19 protein-coding genes are annotated in these 19230 nt (G+C 68.8%); 14 read left to right on the top strand and 5 right to left on the bottom strand.

All coding sequences use genetic code 11. From position 1 onward, the window contains the following. Positions 1-20 precede the first annotated feature (20 nt). A complete protein-coding gene (locus tag ACFRAQ_RS27070; RefSeq protein WP_379104456.1) occupies positions 21-917 on the bottom strand; it encodes a LysR family transcriptional regulator ArgP in 897 nt (298 codons plus the stop codon). Between the two features lie 134 nt (positions 918-1051). On the opposite strand from ACFRAQ_RS27070, the gene ACFRAQ_RS27065 reads away from it, so the two are divergent. Continuing rightward, positions 1052-1606 carry a LysE/ArgO family amino acid transporter gene (locus ACFRAQ_RS27065; RefSeq protein ID WP_379104955.1) on the top strand — a complete coding sequence of 185 codons (555 nt, stop codon included), beginning with the start codon at positions 1052-1054 and terminating at the stop codon, positions 1604-1606. A gap of 10 nt (positions 1607-1616) precedes the next feature. Here the strand turns inward: ACFRAQ_RS27065 and ACFRAQ_RS27060 are convergent, their stop codons facing one another. From ACFRAQ_RS27060 to ACFRAQ_RS27050, 3 genes are all read right to left on the bottom strand, one after another. Further along, positions 1617-2453 carry a hypothetical protein gene (locus tag ACFRAQ_RS27060; protein WP_379104453.1) on the bottom strand — a complete coding sequence of 279 codons (837 nt, stop codon included), beginning with the start codon at positions 2451-2453 and terminating at the stop codon, positions 1617-1619. A 105-nt stretch (positions 2454-2558) separates the two neighbouring features. Next, positions 2559-3569, bottom strand: a complete 1011-nt coding sequence (locus ACFRAQ_RS27055) for a Gfo/Idh/MocA family oxidoreductase (RefSeq protein WP_379104451.1) — start codon at positions 3567-3569, stop codon at positions 2559-2561. Between the two features lie 30 nt (positions 3570-3599). After that, complete coding sequence (locus ACFRAQ_RS27050) at positions 3600-4604, bottom strand: LacI family DNA-binding transcriptional regulator (RefSeq protein WP_379104449.1); 1005 nt, start codon at positions 4602-4604, stop codon at positions 3600-3602. A 229-nt stretch (positions 4605-4833) separates the two neighbouring features. Between ACFRAQ_RS27050 and ACFRAQ_RS27045 the strand changes: the two genes are divergently transcribed. The 10 genes from ACFRAQ_RS27045 to ACFRAQ_RS27000 all read left to right on the top strand — a co-directional run bounded on the left by ACFRAQ_RS27045 (position 4834) and on the right by ACFRAQ_RS27000 (position 15283). Further along, on the top strand, positions 4834-5745 hold the full coding sequence (locus ACFRAQ_RS27045) for a TIM barrel protein (protein ID WP_379104447.1): 912 nt from the start codon (positions 4834-4836) through the stop codon (positions 5743-5745). Between the two features lie 19 nt (positions 5746-5764). Beyond that, positions 5765-6760 (top strand): sugar ABC transporter substrate-binding protein, encoded by a 996-nt coding sequence (locus ACFRAQ_RS27040; RefSeq protein WP_379104445.1) that lies wholly within the window; start codon positions 5765-5767, stop codon positions 6758-6760. Positions 6761-6780: 20 nt separating this feature from the next. Next, positions 6781-7839, top strand: coding sequence for an ABC transporter permease (locus tag ACFRAQ_RS27035; protein WP_379104443.1), 1059 nt, complete (start codon positions 6781-6783; stop codon positions 7837-7839). After that, positions 7836-8618: an ATP-binding cassette domain-containing protein gene (locus tag ACFRAQ_RS27030; RefSeq protein ID WP_379104441.1), complete on the top strand. Its 783-nt coding sequence runs from the start codon at positions 7836-7838 to the stop codon at positions 8616-8618. Before ACFRAQ_RS27035 ends, ACFRAQ_RS27030 begins: the two co-directional genes overlap by 4 nt. Then, positions 8615-9553 carry a 5-dehydro-2-deoxygluconokinase gene (gene iolC, locus ACFRAQ_RS27025; protein ID WP_379104439.1) on the top strand — a complete coding sequence of 313 codons (939 nt, stop codon included), beginning with the start codon at positions 8615-8617 and terminating at the stop codon, positions 9551-9553. The genes ACFRAQ_RS27030 and iolC overlap by 4 nt, the downstream gene beginning before the upstream one ends. Then, complete coding sequence (locus ACFRAQ_RS27020) at positions 9544-10437, top strand: aldolase (protein WP_357277880.1); 894 nt, start codon at positions 9544-9546, stop codon at positions 10435-10437. Before iolC ends, ACFRAQ_RS27020 begins: the two co-directional genes overlap by 10 nt. An 85-nt stretch (positions 10438-10522) precedes the next feature. Beyond that, positions 10523-11413 (top strand): 5-deoxy-glucuronate isomerase, encoded by an 891-nt coding sequence (gene iolB / locus ACFRAQ_RS27015; RefSeq protein ID WP_379104436.1) that lies wholly within the window; start codon positions 10523-10525, stop codon positions 11411-11413. Continuing rightward, complete coding sequence (gene iolD, locus ACFRAQ_RS27010; RefSeq protein WP_379104434.1) at positions 11410-13260, top strand: 3D-(3,5/4)-trihydroxycyclohexane-1,2-dione acylhydrolase (decyclizing); 1851 nt, start codon at positions 11410-11412, stop codon at positions 13258-13260. The genes iolB and iolD overlap by 4 nt, the downstream gene beginning before the upstream one ends. Positions 13261-13425: 165 nt before the next feature. Beyond that, positions 13426-14931, top strand: coding sequence for a hypothetical protein (locus tag ACFRAQ_RS27005; RefSeq protein ID WP_379104431.1), 1506 nt, complete (start codon positions 13426-13428; stop codon positions 14929-14931). A gap of 64 nt (positions 14932-14995) precedes the next feature. Next, the gene (locus tag ACFRAQ_RS27000; RefSeq protein ID WP_379104429.1) at positions 14996-15283 is read left to right on the top strand and encodes a hypothetical protein; all 288 of its coding nucleotides are present in this window, start codon (positions 14996-14998) and stop codon (positions 15281-15283) included. 50 nt (positions 15284-15333) lie between these two features. On the opposite strand, the gene ACFRAQ_RS26995 is transcribed toward ACFRAQ_RS27000, so the two are convergent. Further along, on the bottom strand, positions 15334-15579 hold the full coding sequence (locus tag ACFRAQ_RS26995; protein WP_379104427.1) for a hypothetical protein: 246 nt from the start codon (positions 15577-15579) through the stop codon (positions 15334-15336). A 173-nt stretch (positions 15580-15752) separates the two neighbouring features. On the opposite strand from ACFRAQ_RS26995, the gene ACFRAQ_RS26990 reads away from it, so the two are divergent. From ACFRAQ_RS26990 to ACFRAQ_RS26980, 3 genes are all read left to right on the top strand, one after another. Further along, positions 15753-16553, top strand: a complete 801-nt coding sequence (locus ACFRAQ_RS26990; protein ID WP_379104425.1) for a DUF4184 family protein — start codon at positions 15753-15755, stop codon at positions 16551-16553. A 410-nt stretch (positions 16554-16963) separates the two neighbouring features. After that, entirely contained in the window at positions 16964-18283 is a 1320-nt protein-coding gene (locus tag ACFRAQ_RS26985) for a glycosyltransferase 87 family protein (RefSeq protein WP_379104422.1), read from the top strand. A 275-nt stretch (positions 18284-18558) separates the two neighbouring features. Continuing rightward, entirely contained in the window at positions 18559-19101 is a 543-nt protein-coding gene (locus tag ACFRAQ_RS26980) for a hypothetical protein (protein ID WP_379104420.1), read from the top strand. The last annotated feature ends 129 nt before the right edge of the window (positions 19102-19230 follow it).

Raw genomic sequence — 19230 nt, 5'->3', positions numbered from 1 at the left:
ATCACAAGAACAGTGTCCTATCACAGCAGCGATTGCTCCGCGGCCTCGGCTATCGTCGCGGCGACGACTGTCAGGGCGGGTGAATCCAGTCGCCATTGCTGCCAGTACAGCGGCACGTCCACGAAAACCTTGTCGTCCAGTGGAACCAGGCCGTCCTCGGGACGAATCATCAGGTCGGGGATCATGCCCCAGCCCAGTCCCGCGCGCACGGCGTCGTTGAACGCGGCCGAGGACGGGATGTAATGACGCGGCGGATCCACCGGCTTGCGAGTGTAGTGGCGCACCAGGCGGAACTGCAGATCGTCCTTGCGATCGAAGAGCACCACGGGCGCGTGTGCGAACGCCTTCGCATTCGCGCCGTCGGGAAACCAGGTGCTGGCGAACTCGGGATGGGCCATCGGGCGGTAGCGCATGGCTCCCAGACGGCGCACGGTGCAGCCCTGCACGGGCGCGGCGGTGGAGGTGATGGCCGCCATCACGGTGCCGTCGCGCAGCAAGCGGGTGGTGTGCTCCTCGTCCTCGCGATGGATCTCGAACGAGAGCCCCGTCGCGCCGGGCTGGATCGCGTTGGCGCGGCCGAGCGCGGCCACCACCCAGGTGTGCAGTGAATCGGCGTTCACGGCGATGGGAATGACCACCGGCCGATCGGCGGGCTGATGCGCCTCGCCGAGTTCGCGGGCGGTGTCGCCGGTGAGCAGCTGGATCTGCCGGGCCAGGCGCAGTACAGCCAGCCCGGATTCGGTGGGCTGCACCGGTTTGGTGCGTTGCACCAGGATGCGGCCCGCCGCGTCCTCGAGCGCCTTGATGCGCTGGCTGATAGCCGAGGGTGTGACGTTGAGTTTGCGGGCGGCCGCGTCGAAGGTACCTTCCCCGATGACCGCGTCGAGGGCGCGCAGTTGGTCGAGCTGCAGATCCACAGTAAGAGATTCTAATGGCACCTCAGAATCTTTAGCTGGCCTGGTGCTGGACGGTTGCCTACTTTCGAAGGGTGAACGCATCATCGGCGGCCCTGGCGGCCATCTCAGGACTCGGCTTCGGACTCTCCCTCATCATGGCGATCGGCGCGCAGAACGCCTTCGTCCTGCGACAAGGGATCCGCGGCGAACACGTCCTGCCGGTGGTCGCGGTGTGCATCGGCTCCGATGTGGTGCTCATGACGCTCGGCGTCGCGGGCTTCGGCGCGATAGTGAATTCCGCGCCGATGGTGATGACCGTCGCGAAGTACGCGGGCGCGGCCTTCCTGCTGGGCTACGCCGCGCTCGCCGCCAAGCGCGCGCTGTCCGCGTCGGCGCTGTCGGCGGGCGGCGGCGCCCCGATCGCGCTGGGCGCGGCCATCGCCACCTGCCTGGCCGTCACCTGGCTCAACCCGCACGCCTACCTGGACACGGTGGTGCTGCTGGGCTCGTTCGCCAATACCTACGCCACCCCGGACCGCTGGTTCCTGACCGCGGGCGCCATCGCGGGCAGTCTGATCTGGTTCCTGTCGCTGGGTTTCGGCGCGCGCCTGCTGGCCCCGGTCTTCGCGAAGCCGAAGGCGTGGCGGGTGCTGGACTCGCTGATCGCGCTCGTGATGACCGGGCTTGCCGTCGGTTTGCTGATGAGCTGACCGACGGCGGTCAGTACACCTGCTTCCACACCCCGATCGGGCTGTTGCTGTTGTCGGCGGGCAGGCAGTAGACGGCCCGGCCGCTCGAGGACTGGGCGATGCCGTCCTTCTTGAGATTGCAGACCTGGCCGGGCTCATGCTTGCCGGTGGTCAGGGTCCCGGGGCTGTCCCACACGTACGACGGGGTCGAGCTGCCGCCGGGGCGGCGGGTGCAGACCAGCTGGCTGCCGCCGCTGCTGTAAGCGAAGCTGCCAGCTTCGCCCGCATTGCACGGGGATCCGAGCGCCGGCCGGGTGATGGGCAGCCAGTGCGGGTTCGCCCCGCCGGTCGCGTCGCAGGTCAGGACGGTGCCATCGGAGGTCGTGGCGGTCATGCCGACCTGCTCGCAGGGCATCTGGATGCCGACGACCGGACTGACCGTGGTGGTCGTCGTCGAGGTCGTGGTGGTGGTCGTGGTCGAGCTCGTCGTCGTGGTGGTCGTGGTCCGCTCGGGCGCGGTCGTGACGTCGGCCTGCTCGGCCGCGGTGGTCGTGGTGGGCCGCGCCGAGGTCGTGACCAGGACCCGCGTCGGGCCCGGGCCTTTGGTGGCGTTCGGTGCGGCTTCCCAGCCGCTGTGCCCGGAGACGAGCAGGATCACGATGGCCACCAGGGAGACCGCGATGGTGGCCGTCAGACCGATGATCGCGTACCGCGTGGCTGGTGAGCCGCCCAGCAGGGCCGCGAGGCCGCCGGAGCGGCCACCGGACGGCTGATCGGGGCCGTCGTGCACGGCCTCGAAGACCACGGTGTCCTGCGTCCACAACTCGTCGTGTGGATCATAGCCGGGTGGTATCGAATTGCCGTTCATCCCAATAACTCTCGCTCGGTGGTCCCGCTGTTCTCACCGGGCAAACAAAGAAGTTATACGGGGATGCCGCCGGGCGGTAGCCGGAGTTTCCACGGCGGGGTTCGGTCAGCGTCGAATGTCGGCCAGCCGGACGGGTCTGCCCTGGTGGCGGGACAGTTCGCAGGCCTCGGCGATGTAGAACGCTTCCAGGGCGTCCGCGGGCGGGCACGGATTGGCCAGCCGCCCGTCGACCACGCCCACGAAGGTGGCGAGTTCCTCGACGTAGGCGGCGTGGAAGCGGTCCATGAAGCCCGGATAGACCGGCAGCGCCGAGGGCGGGTAGCCGGGTTCCACCGAATGCAGCGGCGCGCGCTCGTCGAGGCCGACGATGGCGTTGCCGGTCGAACCGAGCACTTCCAGCCGCACGTCGTAGCCCGCGCCGTTGTAGCGGCTGAGCGAGACATTGGCCAGGCAGCCGTCGTCGAGGCGCAGCACCACCGCGGCGGTGTCGACATCACCGGACTCGGCGAAGAACGCCTCCCCGCGATTGGCGCCGGTCGCGAAGACCTCCACCACCTCGCGCCCGGTGACCCAGCGGATGATGTCGAAATCGTGGACGCCGCAATCGCGGAACAGCCCGCCCGAGCGCGGAATGTAGTCCGCGGGCGGGGGCGCGGGGTCCAGGGTGGTGGCCCGCAGCGTGTGGATCCAGCCCAGATCCCCGGCGGCGATGGCCGCGCGGGCGGCCCGGTAGCCGGCGTCGAAGCGCCGCTGGAAGCCGATCTGGACCGGGACCTCGGAGCGCTCGAGGCGTTCGACCACCCGCAGCGTGCCCAGAATGTCGGCGGCGATGGGCTTCTCACAGAAGACCGGGATGCCGCGGTCGACGGCGGCGGTGATCAGGGCCGGATGCGAGTCGGTGGCGGTGGCGACGACCAGGCCGTCGATCCCGGCGTCGAACAGCGCGTCGATGTCGGGCGCGTACTCCAGCCCGAGCTTGTCGGCGGTGGCGCGGGCGCGTTCGGCGTCGGCGTCGGTGACGATGACCCGGGACACGCCGGGCAGGGTCGCGAGGGTCTCGGCGTGGGAGGTTCCGATGCGGCCGGTGCCGGCGAGGCCCACAGTGATCGGGGACATGGCGAAGCTCCTGTCAGTCGCGGTGCGGGGTCAGACTCGGGGTGGTGCGGTGGTCGAGCGGACGACCAGGGACGGCTCGAGGCGCTGGCGCACCGGCTCGGTGCGTCCGTCGCGCAGGCGTTCGGTCAGTGCCGCGACGGCCAGTCGCCCGATGCGGTTGCGCGGCTGGTCGATGGTGGTGAGCGCGACGTGCCGCAGCGCCGCGAGCGAGGTGTTGTCGTAGCCGACGATCGACACGTCCTCGGGCACACGCAGACCCGCCTGGTCGAGCGCGGCGGCCGCGCCCACGGCGTTGAAATCGTTGCCGCACACCAGTGCGGTGGGAAAGGTGCTGGGCGAGAAGATGTTCAGTAGTGTGCGGACGGCGCCCGCGCCCGCGGTGTCGGTGTGCTCGCTCGGGATCACCATGGGTTCGAGGCCGTAGCGGGCCATGGCGGCGCTGTAGCCCTTGCGGCGCGGCGGGGCCGCGAAGGCCGCGCCGCCGTCGAGGTGCACGATGCGCCGATGGCCCAGTGCGACAAGGTGATCCACCGCCAGCGCCGCCCCGAGTTCGCCGTCGTCGTTGACGGTGTCGACCGCTGTGCTGGTGGAGGTACGCGAGACCAGCACCACCGGGCAGCGTGCGGCCGCGTCGCGGATGGCGGCGGCGGGCAGCACCGGTGACAGCAGGATCACCCCGCCCGGGCGGAAGGCGAGCAGGCTCTCCAGGGCGGCGCGTTCGCGGCCCGCGCTGCGGCGGCCGGTATTGAGGATGAGCTCGAGCCCGTCCTCCTCGGCCGCCTGGTCCATCCCCTCGACCACATCGGCGAAGAAGGGATTGCGCAGGTCCGACACCATGACGCCGACGATGTTGGACGTGCGGCTGGCCAGCGAGCGGGCCATGGCGTGCGGCTGGTAGCCGAGTTCGGCCGCGGCTGCCAGCACCGCGTCGCGGCGGTGGGCGCTGACCTTGGGGGAGTTGCGCATGACCAGCGACACCAGGGCCCGGGAGACGCCGGCGCGGGCGGCGACATCCTCCATGGTGGGTCGGGTCATGCGACGCACGCTACCGCGTGGCCGCGGGCCGGGGCAATAGAGCGCTCTAATCGGACTTTTCAGTCACCGACAGTTCTCGTGATTCCCCCTGCAAGGCAGTGTTTTCCGAGCGTGCCCACTACTTTTCGGCGCATGTCGGGATCTTGACACCGGAGTGAGCCGGGTTACATTGTTGGAGCGCTCCAATAGCGAGCCTCACGATGGCCAACGACGGGTCTGGGAAGTGCCGATGACCGAACCGCTCCATCCCTTGCGTCCATTACGAATCGCCGCCGCGCCGATCTCCTGGGGAGTCTGCGAGGTCCCCGGCTGGGGGCACGTCCTCGACCCGGCCACCGTCCTGGCGCAGATCTCGGGCCTCGGCCTGTCCGCCACCGAATTCGGGCCGCCCGGATACCTACCCGACGATCCACTCGAACTACGGAAGACCCTGCGCGACTACGGTATTGCGCCGGTCGGCGGCTTCCTCGCCCTCACGCTGCATCGCGAACCGAGTCGCGCCCTGGATATCGCGCGCTCGGCCGCCGCGCGGTTCGAGGCCGCCGGGGCCGAGGTGCTGGTGCTGGCCGCGGCGACCGGGGAGCACGGCTACGACGCTCGCACACCTCTCGACGATCGCGAGTGGCGCACACTCCTCGACACCGCGGCCGCCGTCGGTGACATCGTCGTCGAACACGGCCTGCGCCCGGTGCTGCACCCGCACGTGGGCACGCACGTCGAGACGTCCGCCGAGGTGGAACGCTTTCTCGCCGACTCCGATCTGGACCTCTGCCTCGACACCGGGCACCTGCTCATCGGCGGCACCGACCCGGTCGAACTGGCCCGCCGCCACCCCGATCGCATCGGGCACATTCACCTCAAGGACGTCCGCGAGGCGATGGCCGCCGAAGTGCGCGGCGGCACAGTCGAATACAGCGAGGCGGTCAGGCACGGTCTCTACGTTCCGCTCGGGGCGGGCGATGTCGACATCACCGCCCTGGTCCGTGAGGCGCACGCCGGCGGTTATCGCGGCTGGTACGTGATCGAGCAGGACACCGCGCTGCGCCCCGGCGAGACCGCCGAGGTCCCGACGGCGGCCGCGCGCCGGAGTCTGCGGCACCTGGCCGAGATCGCCGCCGGTCTCGCCTCGGTTCGGATCTAGTGGGGAGGTGACGACGACGATGTCCGCATTCTCCCGTCCCCGCCGCCCCCGCCGGCTGCGCCTGATGCCGTGGCTGGCCGCCGCGGCCGTGCTCGCCGCCTGTAGCGGCCCGGGTACCGACGCCACCGGTCCCGGCGCGGCGCCCGTCACGGTCGGAACCGTGCGATCGGTGGCCGTGGTGACGCACGGCTCGCCCGGTGACGCCTTCTGGAACGTGGTGAAGAACGGCGCGGAGGCCGCCGGGAAGGATCTCGGCATCCGGGTCGAGTACAACTCGGCGGGCGATCCGACCCAGCAGGCCAAGCTGATCGACAACGCCGTCGCGCAGGGCGTCGACGGCCTGGTGGTGTCCATGGCCAATCCGGACGCGCTGCGGCCCTCCGTGGAGAAGGCGGTGGCCGCGGGCATTCCCGTGGTGACCATCAACTCCGGTGAGGCCGAGAGCACGACGTTCGGGGCGATCGGCCATGTCGGCCAGAGTGAGCGTCAGGCCGGTGAGGCCGCGGGCAAGCGCCTCGCCGACGCCGGAAAACACAAGATGCTGTGCGTGATTCACGAGGCGGGCAATGTCGGGGCCAATGAGCGTTGCGCGGGCGCGATCCAGGGCTTCGGGTCGGCCACCACGCTGCAGGTCGACATCAACAATCCGACCGATGTGCAGTCGCGCATCAAAGGCGCGCTCGAAGCCGATCGTTCCATCGACGCGGTGCTGACGTTGAACTCGCAGATCGCGGCCCGCGCGGTGGACGCGGTGAAGGAGTCGTCGGCGACCACGACGGTCGCCACCTTCGACCTGAATTCCGATGTGGTGAGCGCGATCCGGGCCGGAAAACTCTTGTTCGCGGTGGACCAGCAGCAGTACGAGCAGGGCTATCTGCCCGTGGTCATGCTGACGCTGTACAAGTCGAACCTCAATACCGTGGGCGGCCGGCATCCTGTGCAGACCGGGCCGGCGTTCGTGGACAAGACCACTGTCGATGCCGTCGCCGCGCTGGTCGGCCAGGGCACGCGGTGAACGGGCCGGGAGACGCCGACATGACCACGACGACAACGACATCCGAGACCGCGCGGACCGCGGTGGCCCCGCCCGATCGGCTCGCCATCCTCAACCGGCTGGTGGCCCGTCCCGAGGTGGGCGCGCTGCTGGGCGCGGTGGTGGTGTTCGTGTTCTTCACCATCGTCACCACCAAATTCCTGAAACCCCTGGGCATTTCGACGTGGCTGGACGACGCCTCCACGCTCGGCATCATGGCGGTGGCCGTCGCGCTGCTCATGATCGGCGGGGAGTTCGACCTGTCCACCGGCGTGATGACCGCCTCCACCGCGCTGATCACCGGGCTGCTCGCGGTGCACGCGGGCTGGAACGTGTGGTTCGCGCTGGCGGTGTCGCTGGCGTTCGCGCTCGCGGTGGGGGCGCTCAACGGCTGGGTGGTGATGCGCACCGGGCTGCCGAGCTTCATCGTCACACTGGGCACCTTCCTGGCGTTGCAGGGCCTGAATCTCGGCGTGACCCGCTGGGCCACCGGCACTGTGCAGGTGTCGGGGGTGCGGTCGGCGGACGGATATCAGTCCGCCGGGTGGGTTTTCGCCTCCACCACCAAGATCGGTAGCGCCAGTATCCAGGCGTCGGTGGTGTGGTGGATCGTGGTGACCGTGGTCGCGGCGATCGTGCTGACCCGCACCCGGTTCGGGAATTGGATCTTCGCGGTCGGCGGCTCGTTGCCCACCGCCCGCGCGGTCGGCGTGCCCGCCACCCGCACCAAGATCCTGCTGTTCATGACCACCGCGTTCGCGGGCTGGATCGTGGGCGCGTGCAACCTGCTGCGGTTCGCCAGCGTGCAGGCCAATCAGGGGGTGGGTCTGGAGTTCCAGTACATCATCGCCGCCGTGATCGGAGGCTGCCTGCTCACCGGTGGTTTCGGCTCGGTGGTGGGCGCGGCCGCGGGTGCGCTCATCTTCGGCATGGCGCGGCAGGGCATCGTGCTGGCGGGCTGGAACAGCGACTGGTTCATGTTGTTCCTGGGCGTGCTGCTGTTCTCGGCGGTGCTGGTCAACAACGCATTCAAGAAGCGAGCCGAAAGGGTACGCCGATGACCGTGCCATTGATCGAAACCGTCGGCATCGGAAAGAGTTACGGCGGCGTGGTCGCGCTGCGCGATGTGTCGACGGTGGTGAACGCGGGCCAGGTCACCTGCGTGCTGGGCGACAACGGCGCGGGCAAGTCGACGTTGATCAAGATCCTGTCAGGCGTGCACCAGCACGACAGCGGGGAACTGCGGATCGAGGGCCGCGAGCTGCGATTGTCCTCGCCCCGTGCGGCTTTGGACCTCGGCATCGCCACCGTGTACCAGGATCTGGCGGTCGTGCCGCTGATGAGTGTGTGGCGCAATTTCGTGCTCGGCTCCGAACCGGTCAAACGCTATGGGCCGTTCGAGCTGCTGGACCGCAAACGCGCCCAAGACATCGCCCGAAAAGGGCTGGCGGACATGGGGATCGACATTCCCGATCTGGAACAGCCGGTGGGCACGCTCTCCGGCGGTCAGCGGCAGTGCGTGGCCATCGCCCGCGCGGTGCACTACGGCGCCAAGGTGCTGATCCTCGACGAGCCGACCGCGGCGCTGGGCGTGAAGCAGGCCGGGGTGGTGCTGCGGTACGTGGTGCAGGCCCGTGACCGTGGGCTGGGGGTCGTGCTGATCACCCACAATCCGCATCACGCCTACCCGGTCGGCGATCGGTTCCTGCTGCTCAAACGCGGGTCCGCGCTGGGCGGTTACGAGAAGTCGCAGATCGACCTCACCGAGCTGACCCGGTTGATGGCGGGCGGCGCCGAACTCGAGGCGCTGCAACACGAATTGGAGCGGGTGGTGCCGTGACCGAGCTGGAGGCCCTGACGATCGGCCGGGTCGGCGTCGACCTGTATCCCGAACAGAGCGGGGTGCCGCTCGCACAGGTGCGGACCTTCGCCAAGTTCCTCGGCGGCACCGCCACCAATGTGGCGGTGGCCGCCGCCCGGCTGGGGCGGCGGACCGCGGTGCTGACCAAGGTCGGGCCGGACGGGTTCGGCGACTTCGTCCGCGACGCACTGGAGGGGTTCGGGGTCGCGTCCCGGTATGTCGGGACGGCGGCGGGGCTCCAGACGCCGGTGGTGTTCTGCGAGCTGAACCCGCCCGCGGACCCGCCGCTGCTGTTCTATCGGTCGCCCATCGCACCGGACCTCACCCTCACCGAGGACGAGATCCCCTGGGACGTCGTGGATTCCGTGCCGCTGCTGTGGGTGACCGGCACCGGCGTCAGCGCCGAACCCGGCCGCACCACCCAGCGCGCGATCCTCGAACGCCGGGACCGGCGCGGGCACACCGTGCTGGACCTCGACTATCGGCCCATGTTCTGGCCCGACGTGGACACCGCGCGCGCCGAGATCGGCTGGATGGTCGATCACGTGAACGTGGTGGTGGGCAATCGGACCGAGGTACAGGTGGCGGTCGGCACCGCCGATCCCGACGAGGCCGCCGACCGGCTGCTGGCGCGCGGGGTGCGGCTGGCCGTGGTGAAGCGCGGCGCGGAGGGCGTGCTCATCGCCACCGAATCCGAGCGCTGGACGGTGCCGCCGTGCCCGGTGCGGGTGCTGTGCGGCCTCGGAGCGGGCGACGGCTTCGGGGGAGCGCTGATCCACGGGCTGCTCGCGGGATGGGACCCGCACCGGGTCGCCGCCTACGCCAATGCCGCGGGCGCGCTGGTGGCGTCCCGGCTGGCCTGCGCGGACGCTATGCCGACCGCTGCCGAGATCGAGGAGATGCTGTGCACCTGAACGACGCGCGCTGGTACGACCTGCTGCGCACCCGCGCCACCGACCCCGAGGCCATCCGCCGCGCCTACGCCGACCGGCGTCGCCGCCCGAACCTGCTGTCGGGCACCGGGACCCTGTTCCTGGTCGCCGCCGACCACCCGGCTCGGGGCGCGCTGGGCGTCGGCGCGGACCGCACCGCCATGGCCGACCGCCGCACCCTGCTGGAACGACTGCTCATCGCCTTGGCCGACCCGGCCGTGGACGGGGTGCTCGGATCACCCGACATCGTGGAAGAGCTGCTGCTGCTCGACGCCGTCCACGACAAGATCGTCATCGGCTCCATGAATCGGGGCGGGCTGGCCGGAGCGGACTGGGAGATCGACGACCGATTCACCGGATACGACGCCGAATCCTTGGTGAAGTACCGCCTCGACGGCGGGAAAATGCTTTTGCGCCTGGTGGATTCGGATCCCGGCACCATCCCGACCCTGGAAGCGTGCGCCCGTGCGGTATCCGAACTGGCCGAGCACGGGCTCATGGCCATGGTCGAGCCGCTGCCGTACGCCCGCGATCACAGCGGCGCGCTCGCCATGCACAAGGATTCGGCCTCCCTGCAACGTGCGATCACGGTCGCCTCCGGACTCGGGGTCACCTCCGCGTACACGTGGCTGAAGATTCCCGCACCCGACGATGTCTCGGTGCTCGACGCCACCACCTTGCCCGTTCTCGTGCTCGGGGGCGCGCCCTCGGATGATCCCGAGTCCGACCTCGCCTCCTGGGCCGCGGCGCTGCGTCACGATGTCGCGCGCGGGCTGGTGGTCGGCCGCAGCCTGCTCTATCCGCCCGACGGGGACGTCGCGGGCGCGGTGCGGGCGGCGGCGCGCGTGCTGGAGGCGGCGCGATGAGCGATCGGCGCTGGGTAATGCCATGGCGCGCAGCCGGTGACGGCGTACCGGTCGACGCGATCGGCGGCGCGAGGGCGGGGCGGAGATGACGCGACTGCATCGCCGGGCCGGAACGCTGGCCGACGGCAGCGATCCCGTGCTGTTGACCCCCGAGGTCGCGGGGTGGTCCTACGCCGGGCTGCGGGTGTTGCGTCTGGCGGCGGGGGAGCGGCGGGCGATCACCACCGGGGAGTTCGAGGCCTTCGTGCTGCCGCTGTCCGGGGCGTGCACGGTGCGGGTGGACGGGATGACCTTCGAACTCGCCGGGCGGGATTCGGTGTTCACGCGGGTGACCGACTTCGCGTATGTGCCGCGCGACGCCGAGGTCGAGCTGTCCACGACGGACGGTCTGGAGGTCGCGCTGCCGATGGCTCGGTGCGGCAGGTGGCTGGAGCCGAAATACGGTCCGGCCGAGCGGGTTCCGGTCGAGGTGCGCGGCGCTGGTCACGCCACCCGCCAGGTCACCAACTTCGGGACGCCCGGCGCGTGGGATCACGCCGACAAGCTCAACGCCTGCGAACTGATCACCCCGGACGGGAACTGGTCCTCGTATCCGCCGCACAAGCACGACGAAGCCTCCGAGTGCGAGGTCGTCAACGAGGAGATCTACTACTTCCGTATCGCGGGGCGCGACGGAATCACCACGAGCCCCGAAGGTTTCGGGTTCCACCGCACGTACACCCCGGACGGCGCCCTCGACGAGAACGTGGCCGTCCGTGACGGCGACGTCTTCCTCGTGCCGCACGGCTACCACGGTCCCTGCGTGGCCGCGCCCGGCTACCCCATGTACTACCTGAACGTGCTGGCCGGTCCCGCGCCCGAACGGTCCATGGCCTTCTGTGACGACCCCGCGCACGCCTGGGTGCGGGCGGGCTGGGCGTCGGAAGCGGCGGACCCGCGGTGCCCGGTCACCTCCCACGAAGGACGGCTCGGATGAAGCTCACGACCGCGCAGGCGCTGGTGGCCTGGCTCGTCGCCCAGCGCTCGGAAACCCTCGAAGGTGTCGAAGTGCCGCTGTTCCCGGCCGCTTTCGGGATCTTCGGGCACGGTAATGTGCTGGGCCTGGGCACCGCGCTGGCCGAGCATCGTGACGCGTTGCCGCTGTGGCGCGGGCACACCGAGGAGGGCATGGCGTTGGCGGCGGTCGGGCTGGCCAAGGCCACGCAACGGCGGCAGGTCGGGGTCGCGACCTCGTCGATCGGGCCGGGTGCGCTGAACATGGTGACGGCCGCCGGTGTGGCGCACGCGAATCGGCTGCCGGTGCTGCTGCTGCCCGGCGACACCTTCGTCAGCCGGGCCCCCGATCCGGTGTTGCAGCAGGTGGAGCGTTTCGGCGATCCGACCGTCACCGTGAACGACGCGTTCCGGCCGGTGAGCCGCTACTTCGACAGGATCACCCGGCCCGAGCAGCTGATCGCGACGCTGCCGCAGGTGGCGCGGGTGCTCACCGATCCCGCCGACGCCGGGCCGGTGGTACTGGCTCTGCCGCAGGATGTGCAGGCCGAGACCTACGACTTCCCGGACGCGCTCTTCGAGCCCGTGGTGCACCATGTTCCGCGCCCGCGGCCCGATCGGCGCGCGGTCACCGAGGCCGCGCGCGTGCTGCGGGACGCGCACCGTCCGCTGCTGGTGCTCGGCGGTGGGGTGCGGTATTCGGGCGCGGGCGGGCAAGCGCTGGAATTCGCTGAGCGGCATGGTATTCCGGTGACCGAGACCACCGCCGGGCGCACGCTGGTACCGCATGACCATCCGCTGTTCGCCGGTCCGCTCGGAATCACGGGTGCGGCCTCGGCGAATGCGCTGGCCGCGGCGGCGGACGTGGTGCTGGCCGTCGGCACGCGTCTGCAGGACTTCACCACCGCGTCGTGGACGGTGTTCGCGCCGGAAGTCCGTCTCGTGCACATCAATACGGCGCGATTCGACGCGGTCAAGCACGGGGCGCTGGCGGTGGTCGGCGATGCCGACGCGACGCTGCGTGATCTCGGACCCGAACTGGGGGAGTGGTCTGCCGATCCCGGCTGGACCGCGCGCGCCGCGGCGGTCCGATCGGACTGGGACGCGCACATCGACAAACTGCGCGCGCCGACGCCCGGGACGCCCAGCTACGCGCAGATCGTCGGCGTGGTGAACGAACTCAGTGAGGCGTCGGACTACGTCATGACCGCCTCCGGCGGCCTGCCCGGCGAACTCGTCGGCGGCTGGCGCGCGCCCGGTGGGCTGCCGACGATGGACGTCGAATACGGGTTCTCCTGCATGGGATACGAGCTCGCCGGGGCTTGGGGCGCGGCGCTCGCGCGCACCGACACCGGGGGCCTGGTCACCACCCTGCTCGGCGACGGCTCCTACCTCATGCTCAACTCCGAACTGTTCTCGGCCGCCTTCGCCGGTCACCCGTTCGTCGCGGTGGTGTGCGACAACGACGGGTACGCGGTGATCGCCCGTTTGCAGGAAGGTCAGGGCGGCACGGCGTTCAACAACTTCTACGCCGACTGCCGCACCACGCACGCCACCCCGCCGCGCGTGGACTTCGCCGCGCACGCGCGTGCGCTGGGCTGTTCGGTGTTCACCGCGGTCGAACTCGGCGACTTCCGCGACGCCTACGCCGCCGCCAGGGCGGCCGCCCGAACCGAGTCCCGGCCCGCCGTCGTCGTCGTCCGCACCCAGCCGTCCACCTGGACCGAAGCCGGCGCGTGGTGGGAAGTCGGTGTGCCTCACCATCTCTCGGGCCGCGCCGAGTACGACCGCGTGAAGCCCGGGCAGCTGCGGTACACCCATCCGGCCTGATCGCGGGCGCGACGCGCCGGTCGCCCGAAATCCGGGCATACCGGCGGACGCCCGACCCGCGCGCGCGATCTATGGCAGACTCGGCGCAAACACGCGGTCGGTCGATGGGCGATCAACGGTTGTATTGATCGAGGCAGTACGGGGTACGGGAGTTTGAAGGTCGCAATGGATCTCAGCGCCATCGAGCGGCAAGTGGCCGTGGATCGCGGGGCAGCACGGGATCGGACGCTCGAGGCGGAGCTGGCCCTGGCCACGTCGCTGTGCGAGCTGGCCCGGGCGTTGATGGCGACCAAGTCCGATCCGGAATCGCGGGATCGGTCCGCGTCGGCGCTGGAACCCGCGCAGGAGGCGGTGCTCCTCCGGCTGCGCTGGCTCACCTCCGGACATGTGACCGCACCGTTCGCCGCCGAGGTGACCGAGGCGCTGCGCCTGTTCGAGCAGGCCGCCCGCACGATCGGCCACCGTGAGCTGGCCACCTCCACCATCCGCAACGCCTGTCAGGCGTATCGGCATGTGGCGCAGACCTATCCCCTCGCCGCGGGTGCGTCGGCCGACGCGTTGTCCAAGTGCAGCGTGTGGTTGTGCCGGCTCGACCCCAAGGCCGCCGTCGCGGCGGGCGAGGACGCGGTCCGTATCCGTGCGAGCCTCTTCGCCGCCGATCCGGACCAGGCCAACCGCTACCTGGCGACGTTGAACACGCTGCTGCGCACCCTCATGGTGGGCCGTCAGCGCAAGCAGGCCCTGGCCATGTACCGCGAGTGCTATGCCAAGGTCACCTCCGCGGGCATGACGCAGCGATTGCGCGAAATCCGGGTCGAGGACATCGGATTCACCGGCAAGACCGTCACCGCCCTGCGCAAACTCGAATGCGCCACCCTCGAGCGCGCCGGCTACCTGACCCAGCAGCAGATCCTCTACCAGACGGCCGGTGACCTGGCGACCATCGAGGAGATCAACTGGCAGCTGGCCCTGGTCGGCCTCAAACCGCTCGCCGCGGGCGCCCTGCCCGACCAGCCCTCCAAACCGGTCGAGATCAGCACCGCCTTCGGCGCCCTCGGCGTCCGCTGCTCTTCCCGCAACGCCGTCACCCTGGTCCGCGCCGCGATCCTCGCCGCCTACACCGCCGACGGCGCCGAACCGGTCCAGAGCTCCGCCTACCTGGGCGTCGACCAGAAGCACTGGAGCACACCCGAACCCGAACCCAACCGCGCCGAACGCCTCGGCGAGGACGTCGTCCTCATCGAGAAGGTCTCCGAACACTGGGTCTCGGTCAAAAGCCTGAATTGGGAAGTGGCCCCCGTCGGCCGACACCCCCTCGCCCTGCGCCTCTCCCAGGAATGGCCGGTCGTCAGCGTCACCACCACCGAGCAAATGTCCTACGAACTGTGCTGGTACGAGGGCGGCGCCGCCACCCAATACGCCTGCCTGGGCCTCCCCGCCGCCCAAATCCCCCTGGAAAAGCCGTTGGCCCCCTTGGACTTCAAGGCCCTCTCCGACTACGGAGCCGACTACGCCTCCGAAACCCAGGTCCGCTCCGCCTTCGGCAACACCACCATGTTCACCAAACTCACCTGCCTCCCCGGCAGCGGCATCCGCCAAGCCGCCGAAGCAGGCCCCCTCTCCGCCCACGGCACCAACACCCTCTACTTCCGCAACGCCACCGAATCGTGAACAAGCTCAATGCTTCCTCCGACGTGAGCTGCCGACGTTCTCATATTGGGGCAGACTGTGGCGCATGGTGGCAGATCCGATCGAGCTCGAAGGTAGGCGCGGACACCTGCTGGCGCAGCTGAGCGAGCTGCGCCGCGCGGTCGCGGAACTGTCCGACGGATACGCGGCTCTACCGGAGTCCGGCCTGATCATCGACACTGTCGGCACCGGGGCACTGACGACTCCCGGCTACTGTGTCGCCGGCGCCCGGGAAGTGTTGGAGGAAGCGCTGATCGAGCTGGACGCTGCCGGTGACGCAATGGAGCGGGCAGCCCAATACACCGCTCGTTTACGCGGTGTGGTGTTCGACTGACAGCCGCGACCGAGACTGACCGTCTTCGGCGGGCGGGTCGCCAGCCGAATTCATTTCGGCGGTATGGCAGGCCCGCTGACCGGAACCGTGGTCGGTGGGGATTCCTGGGGCAGGGGTTTGATCACAACCGGGAATACCATGCGGCTGCCGGCCGGCCCGGGCGAGGGATCGTCGGGATACAACACGACGCCGGCAATGATCAGCAATACCGCTGCGGTAATCCCCAAGATCGGTCGTATGAGGCTTGGCCACAGCTCCCACGCCGACCGCGCCAACAGTCCGGATACGTCAGGCATGTCCGCTCCCTACCGCCCCGGAGCCTTCATGGATCAGTCGCCGGGCAGGCATCACCCGTTACAGGCGAAGCTGATTTCGCCACGCGTGAATCGCCATAACCGACATCGAGATTCGACGGCGTTAGTGGCCGTGTCCCCCGAACCGGTTGAAACGGCAGTGGATAGACTGGGCCGTGCCGCTTACCTTTCCGTCGCATACGTTGGCAGTAATCCCGTTGAAAATCCGATGGCCGCGTCATCTGGATGGTGTCGCGTTGGTGGTCGGTGCGGCGGTTCCGGATGCCTCGTATCCGGTGGCCGGGTTCTTTTCGATGCCGGAGACGCACACACTGCTTGCGCTGCTGTGGTGGTGTCTGCCGATGGGAATCGTCGCGACGGTGGTGATCCGTTGGGGTGCCGCGGATATTGCCGCGCATCTGCCCCGGCTCGGGGCGTTCGATCTGCCCGCCTACGGCGTACTCGGTGCCGTGCGATATCGGTGGTATGTCACGGGCTACTCGATTCTGATCGGCGCACTGACCCATATCTTCTGGGACGGGTTCACCCATGATCCGGCCGGCGGGCATGGCTGGGGCGTCGCCACATTTCCCGTGCTACTGCAGCCCGGCCTGCTCGGCAAGCCATGGTGGTACCTGCTGCAGCAAACATCGACCTTCGTCGGCGGGGCACTCGCGGTCGGCATGTTCTACTACATCGGTCGCCGCGGACTGCTGCGGGCCTGGCACGGTGACCCACCGCCCTCCCGGCGCGCGCCGAAGCGGTTCTGGCTGGCGGCCGGACTCGTTGCCGCGCTCAGTTTGTCGCTTCTTCCCCTGATGCCCTTGGCATTTCAGCCGTTCGTGGTGGGAGTCCGCTTGCTCTATGTCGGGGCGCTGTCGTTGCTTGCGGGCGCAGTGTCGATTCGCCTGTTTGACCGGGAACCCGGCAAGAACGACCTCGCAGACACCGACACCGTCCCTTTTTCGATCTTGTAGATGCCGACCCCGCACCCATGGCGTGGATGCCGCCCGGGGGTCAGCGATCACTGACGCGGTCGATGCGCTCGACGGATCGCGTGTGTACGGCGGCGGCGATATGGTCCTGCCATGACATCGAATTGGGCCGTGGGCGACGAATGCCAACTGCCGGCGACCGCTGCCATCTGGCTCACCAACGATCCGCAGCCGGCCAACCAGGCATCCGATCTGCCGTAGTGCCGAGTTCCTAACGACCGGCTATATCTCGCACTACGCGCATCGGTCGGGCCACTTTTTGCCGATTTCACTGCGATAGTGCGAGATTGAGCCGGCCGCGGAATTGAGTGCATTCGGAAGTTGCTGCGCGTGAACGGCTACGGTGGGGATCGTTAGCGTTCCTTTCAGGTTTCGCGCGTTGGGGGCTGTTCATGCAGGATCGAGGCAGAGGCGTATCGGCGCGGTGGGCGGCGGTCGCGTTGCTGGCCGGTGTCGTCGCACTGGCTATTCAGGCGGTGGTGATTCCACTGCGGGCGTCGCCGCAGTTCGGGCTGTTGGCCAATCAAAGTGATCTGGAGATCTACCGCGGCGGCGCACTGCAGGTATTGCACGACGCATCTCTCTATGTCGCGCCGGTCCCGCCGGGGGGATGGTTCACCTACCCTCCTTTCGCCGCGATCGTCTTTGCCCCGCTGGCCCTGATGCCGCTCGTCGTAGCGCAGCTGGTGGTCTTCGTAGTGTCTGTTGTGGCGCTGTGGGCCACTCTGTGGCGAAGCTGCCGCGTGCTCGGGTACCGCGGTGACCTCAATCTGGCGACTGCCTGTATCGGATTTGCGTTGCTGGCCGCGGAATTGGAATCGGTGCGAGGAACGCTCTGGCAGGACCAGATCAATCTGATCCTCATGGCGATGATCGTCTGGGACCTGACCCGTTCACCGACGGCACGATGGCGTGGATGGACAGTCGGCCTGGCGGCCGGGGTGAAACTCACCGCTGTGGTGTTTCTGCCCTACCTGGTCCTGACGCGCCAGTGGCGAGCAGCAGCATCGGCGACCGTCACGGCGGCCGCAACGGCAATCCTGGCCTGGTTCATCATCCCGGCCGACTCTCGCGAGTACTGGTTGCGCGCGGTGCACGACGTCGACCGCATCGGGCCGGTCACCCATCCGTTCAATCAATCCATCAACGGGGTGCTCGCGAACCTGTGGGCGCCCTCGACACCACCCACCGTTTTGTGGCTGCTGCTCGTCGCTGTGGGCGCTGCACTCGGATACGGCGCCGCCGTCAAAGCTCAGCGCGCCAACCAGAGTCTGACCGCCATCGTCATTGTCGGCTTGATCGCCTGCATGGCCCCGCCGCTCGCGTGGAGTCATCACTGGGTGTGGATCGCCCCGCTGCTGATCATTCTGCTGCACAACACGATTCGGGCACGGGAACACCGTGCAGCCTGGGCGGCGGCGACTGCGGCGGCGTTCGCGGCGGGATCCATGTGGGGCGTCTCATGGGTCTACGCCGAGATCGAACACCTGGGGCTGACAGCCGCGCCGGGCTACATCCCCGCGATGACAGCTGCCGTCGACCAGATGCCGCATTGGGTTCGAGCCATCGTCTGCGGTGCACCGCTGGTGATCTACTTCGCGATGGTCACCACGATCCTGACGCGCAAGGAGCAAGCCGGACCGAACGCGGCGCCACCCTCGGGTGCGTCTTCTCCTCACCTCGGCGAACGACTGCCGGTAGACAGAGCGTGAGAGGGTGCTGCGGTCACAGAGGAGAAGGCTTATCCGAGAAGATGTTTGCCAGTCAGTGCGTCGTGGTCACCGGTGGAGGCACGGGGCATCGGGCGGACGGTAGCACCGGCATTCGCTGAGCAGAGTGCACCGGGTGTGATCATCACCGGCCGTCGTCGTGACGCGCTCGAGGAGACAGCGGCCGGGCATGCGCAGCGCCCCTGCTGAAGGCGAGCGCGAGTCGAATGAGCGGTACTGCGTTTGCGGGGGATTTGCGCCTCTGCCATCATCTGCCGATGAAGAAATCGAAGGCTGTGGTGTTCGGTGCCGCAGTGGTGCTGTCCGTGGGAATCGCTGGGTGCAGCGCGGACCAGGAGTCATCGTCGACGGGGACTTCGGTCGCGCCGACCAGTGCGGCCTCGTCGCCTGCCGCGAGCGATTACGCGAAGCTGCTCATCAAGCCCAGCGATATCGACTCCGACTGGACGTTGAAGACCTCCAAGGCGGAGCCCAACGGCATCACCGGTGTCTACGGCAACGGTGCGGGGACCGAGAAGATCAGCACCGCGGTTATTGTGCGCGAGAACGCCGCGGCCGCTGCCGCGGCGGCGAAGAATGATGTGGCGCAGAAGTCGGGTGCGGCCTTCACGCCTATCGATATCGGTGTCGACGGCGGCATCATGAATGGCCCGGGTGGATCGACCGTCGTGGTGTTCGCCGAGGGCGGAGCCTTCGCGATCATCGAATTCAACAGCAAGACCGGTGAACACGTCCCGGCCGAAGTAGCGATCGCGATCGCGGAGAAGCAGGACACCGCCATCAAGAACGGCGTGAAGTAGCAACCTCGCGGTTTCGCCGGGTTCCGCTGCCGGATTGCCGACAGCGGAACCGTTCTGCGGCGAAACAGCTCTCAGACGGTGTCTCATGTGGCATTTCATCGTCATGGTTGCCGGGCCGGTGTTCGCCTG

Source organism: Nocardia sp. NPDC056611 (assembly GCF_042792755.1).
Classification (GTDB): domain Bacteria; phylum Actinomycetota; class Actinomycetes; order Mycobacteriales; family Mycobacteriaceae; genus Nocardia.
The sequence above is the reverse complement of the archived record's forward strand: the minus strand, read 5'-3'. Positions and strand labels throughout refer to the sequence as shown.

Excerpts from the sequence above, each read along its gene's own strand:
- ACFRAQ_RS27065 (WP_379104955.1), top strand. The coding sequence starts at position 1,052 with ATGGCGATCGGCGCGCAGAACGCCTTCGTCCTGCGACAAGGGATCCGC.
- ACFRAQ_RS27060 (WP_379104453.1), bottom strand. The coding sequence starts at position 2,453 with ATGAACGGCAATTCGATACCACCCGGCTATGATCCACACGACGAGTTG.
- ACFRAQ_RS27055 (WP_379104451.1), bottom strand. The coding sequence starts at position 3,569 with ATGTCCCCGATCACTGTGGGCCTCGCCGGCACCGGCCGCATCGGAACC.
- ACFRAQ_RS27050 (WP_379104449.1), bottom strand. The coding sequence starts at position 4,604 with ATGACCCGACCCACCATGGAGGATGTCGCCGCCCGCGCCGGCGTCTCC.
- ACFRAQ_RS27045 (WP_379104447.1), top strand. The coding sequence starts at position 4,834 with ATGACCGAACCGCTCCATCCCTTGCGTCCATTACGAATCGCCGCCGCG.
- ACFRAQ_RS27040 (WP_379104445.1), top strand. The coding sequence starts at position 5,765 with ATGTCCGCATTCTCCCGTCCCCGCCGCCCCCGCCGGCTGCGCCTGATG.
- ACFRAQ_RS27035 (WP_379104443.1), top strand. The coding sequence starts at position 6,781 with ATGACCACGACGACAACGACATCCGAGACCGCGCGGACCGCGGTGGCC.
- ACFRAQ_RS27030 (WP_379104441.1), top strand. The coding sequence starts at position 7,836 with ATGACCGTGCCATTGATCGAAACCGTCGGCATCGGAAAGAGTTACGGC.
- iolB (WP_379104436.1), top strand. The coding sequence starts at position 10,523 with ATGACGCGACTGCATCGCCGGGCCGGAACGCTGGCCGACGGCAGCGAT.
- iolD (WP_379104434.1), top strand. The coding sequence starts at position 11,410 with ATGAAGCTCACGACCGCGCAGGCGCTGGTGGCCTGGCTCGTCGCCCAG.
- ACFRAQ_RS27005 (WP_379104431.1), top strand. The coding sequence starts at position 13,426 with ATGGATCTCAGCGCCATCGAGCGGCAAGTGGCCGTGGATCGCGGGGCA.
- ACFRAQ_RS27000 (WP_379104429.1), top strand. The coding sequence starts at position 14,996 with ATGGTGGCAGATCCGATCGAGCTCGAAGGTAGGCGCGGACACCTGCTG.
- ACFRAQ_RS26995 (WP_379104427.1), bottom strand. The coding sequence starts at position 15,579 with ATGCCTGACGTATCCGGACTGTTGGCGCGGTCGGCGTGGGAGCTGTGG.
- ACFRAQ_RS26985 (WP_379104422.1), top strand. The coding sequence starts at position 16,964 with ATGCAGGATCGAGGCAGAGGCGTATCGGCGCGGTGGGCGGCGGTCGCG.
- ACFRAQ_RS26980 (WP_379104420.1), top strand. The coding sequence starts at position 18,559 with ATGAAGAAATCGAAGGCTGTGGTGTTCGGTGCCGCAGTGGTGCTGTCC.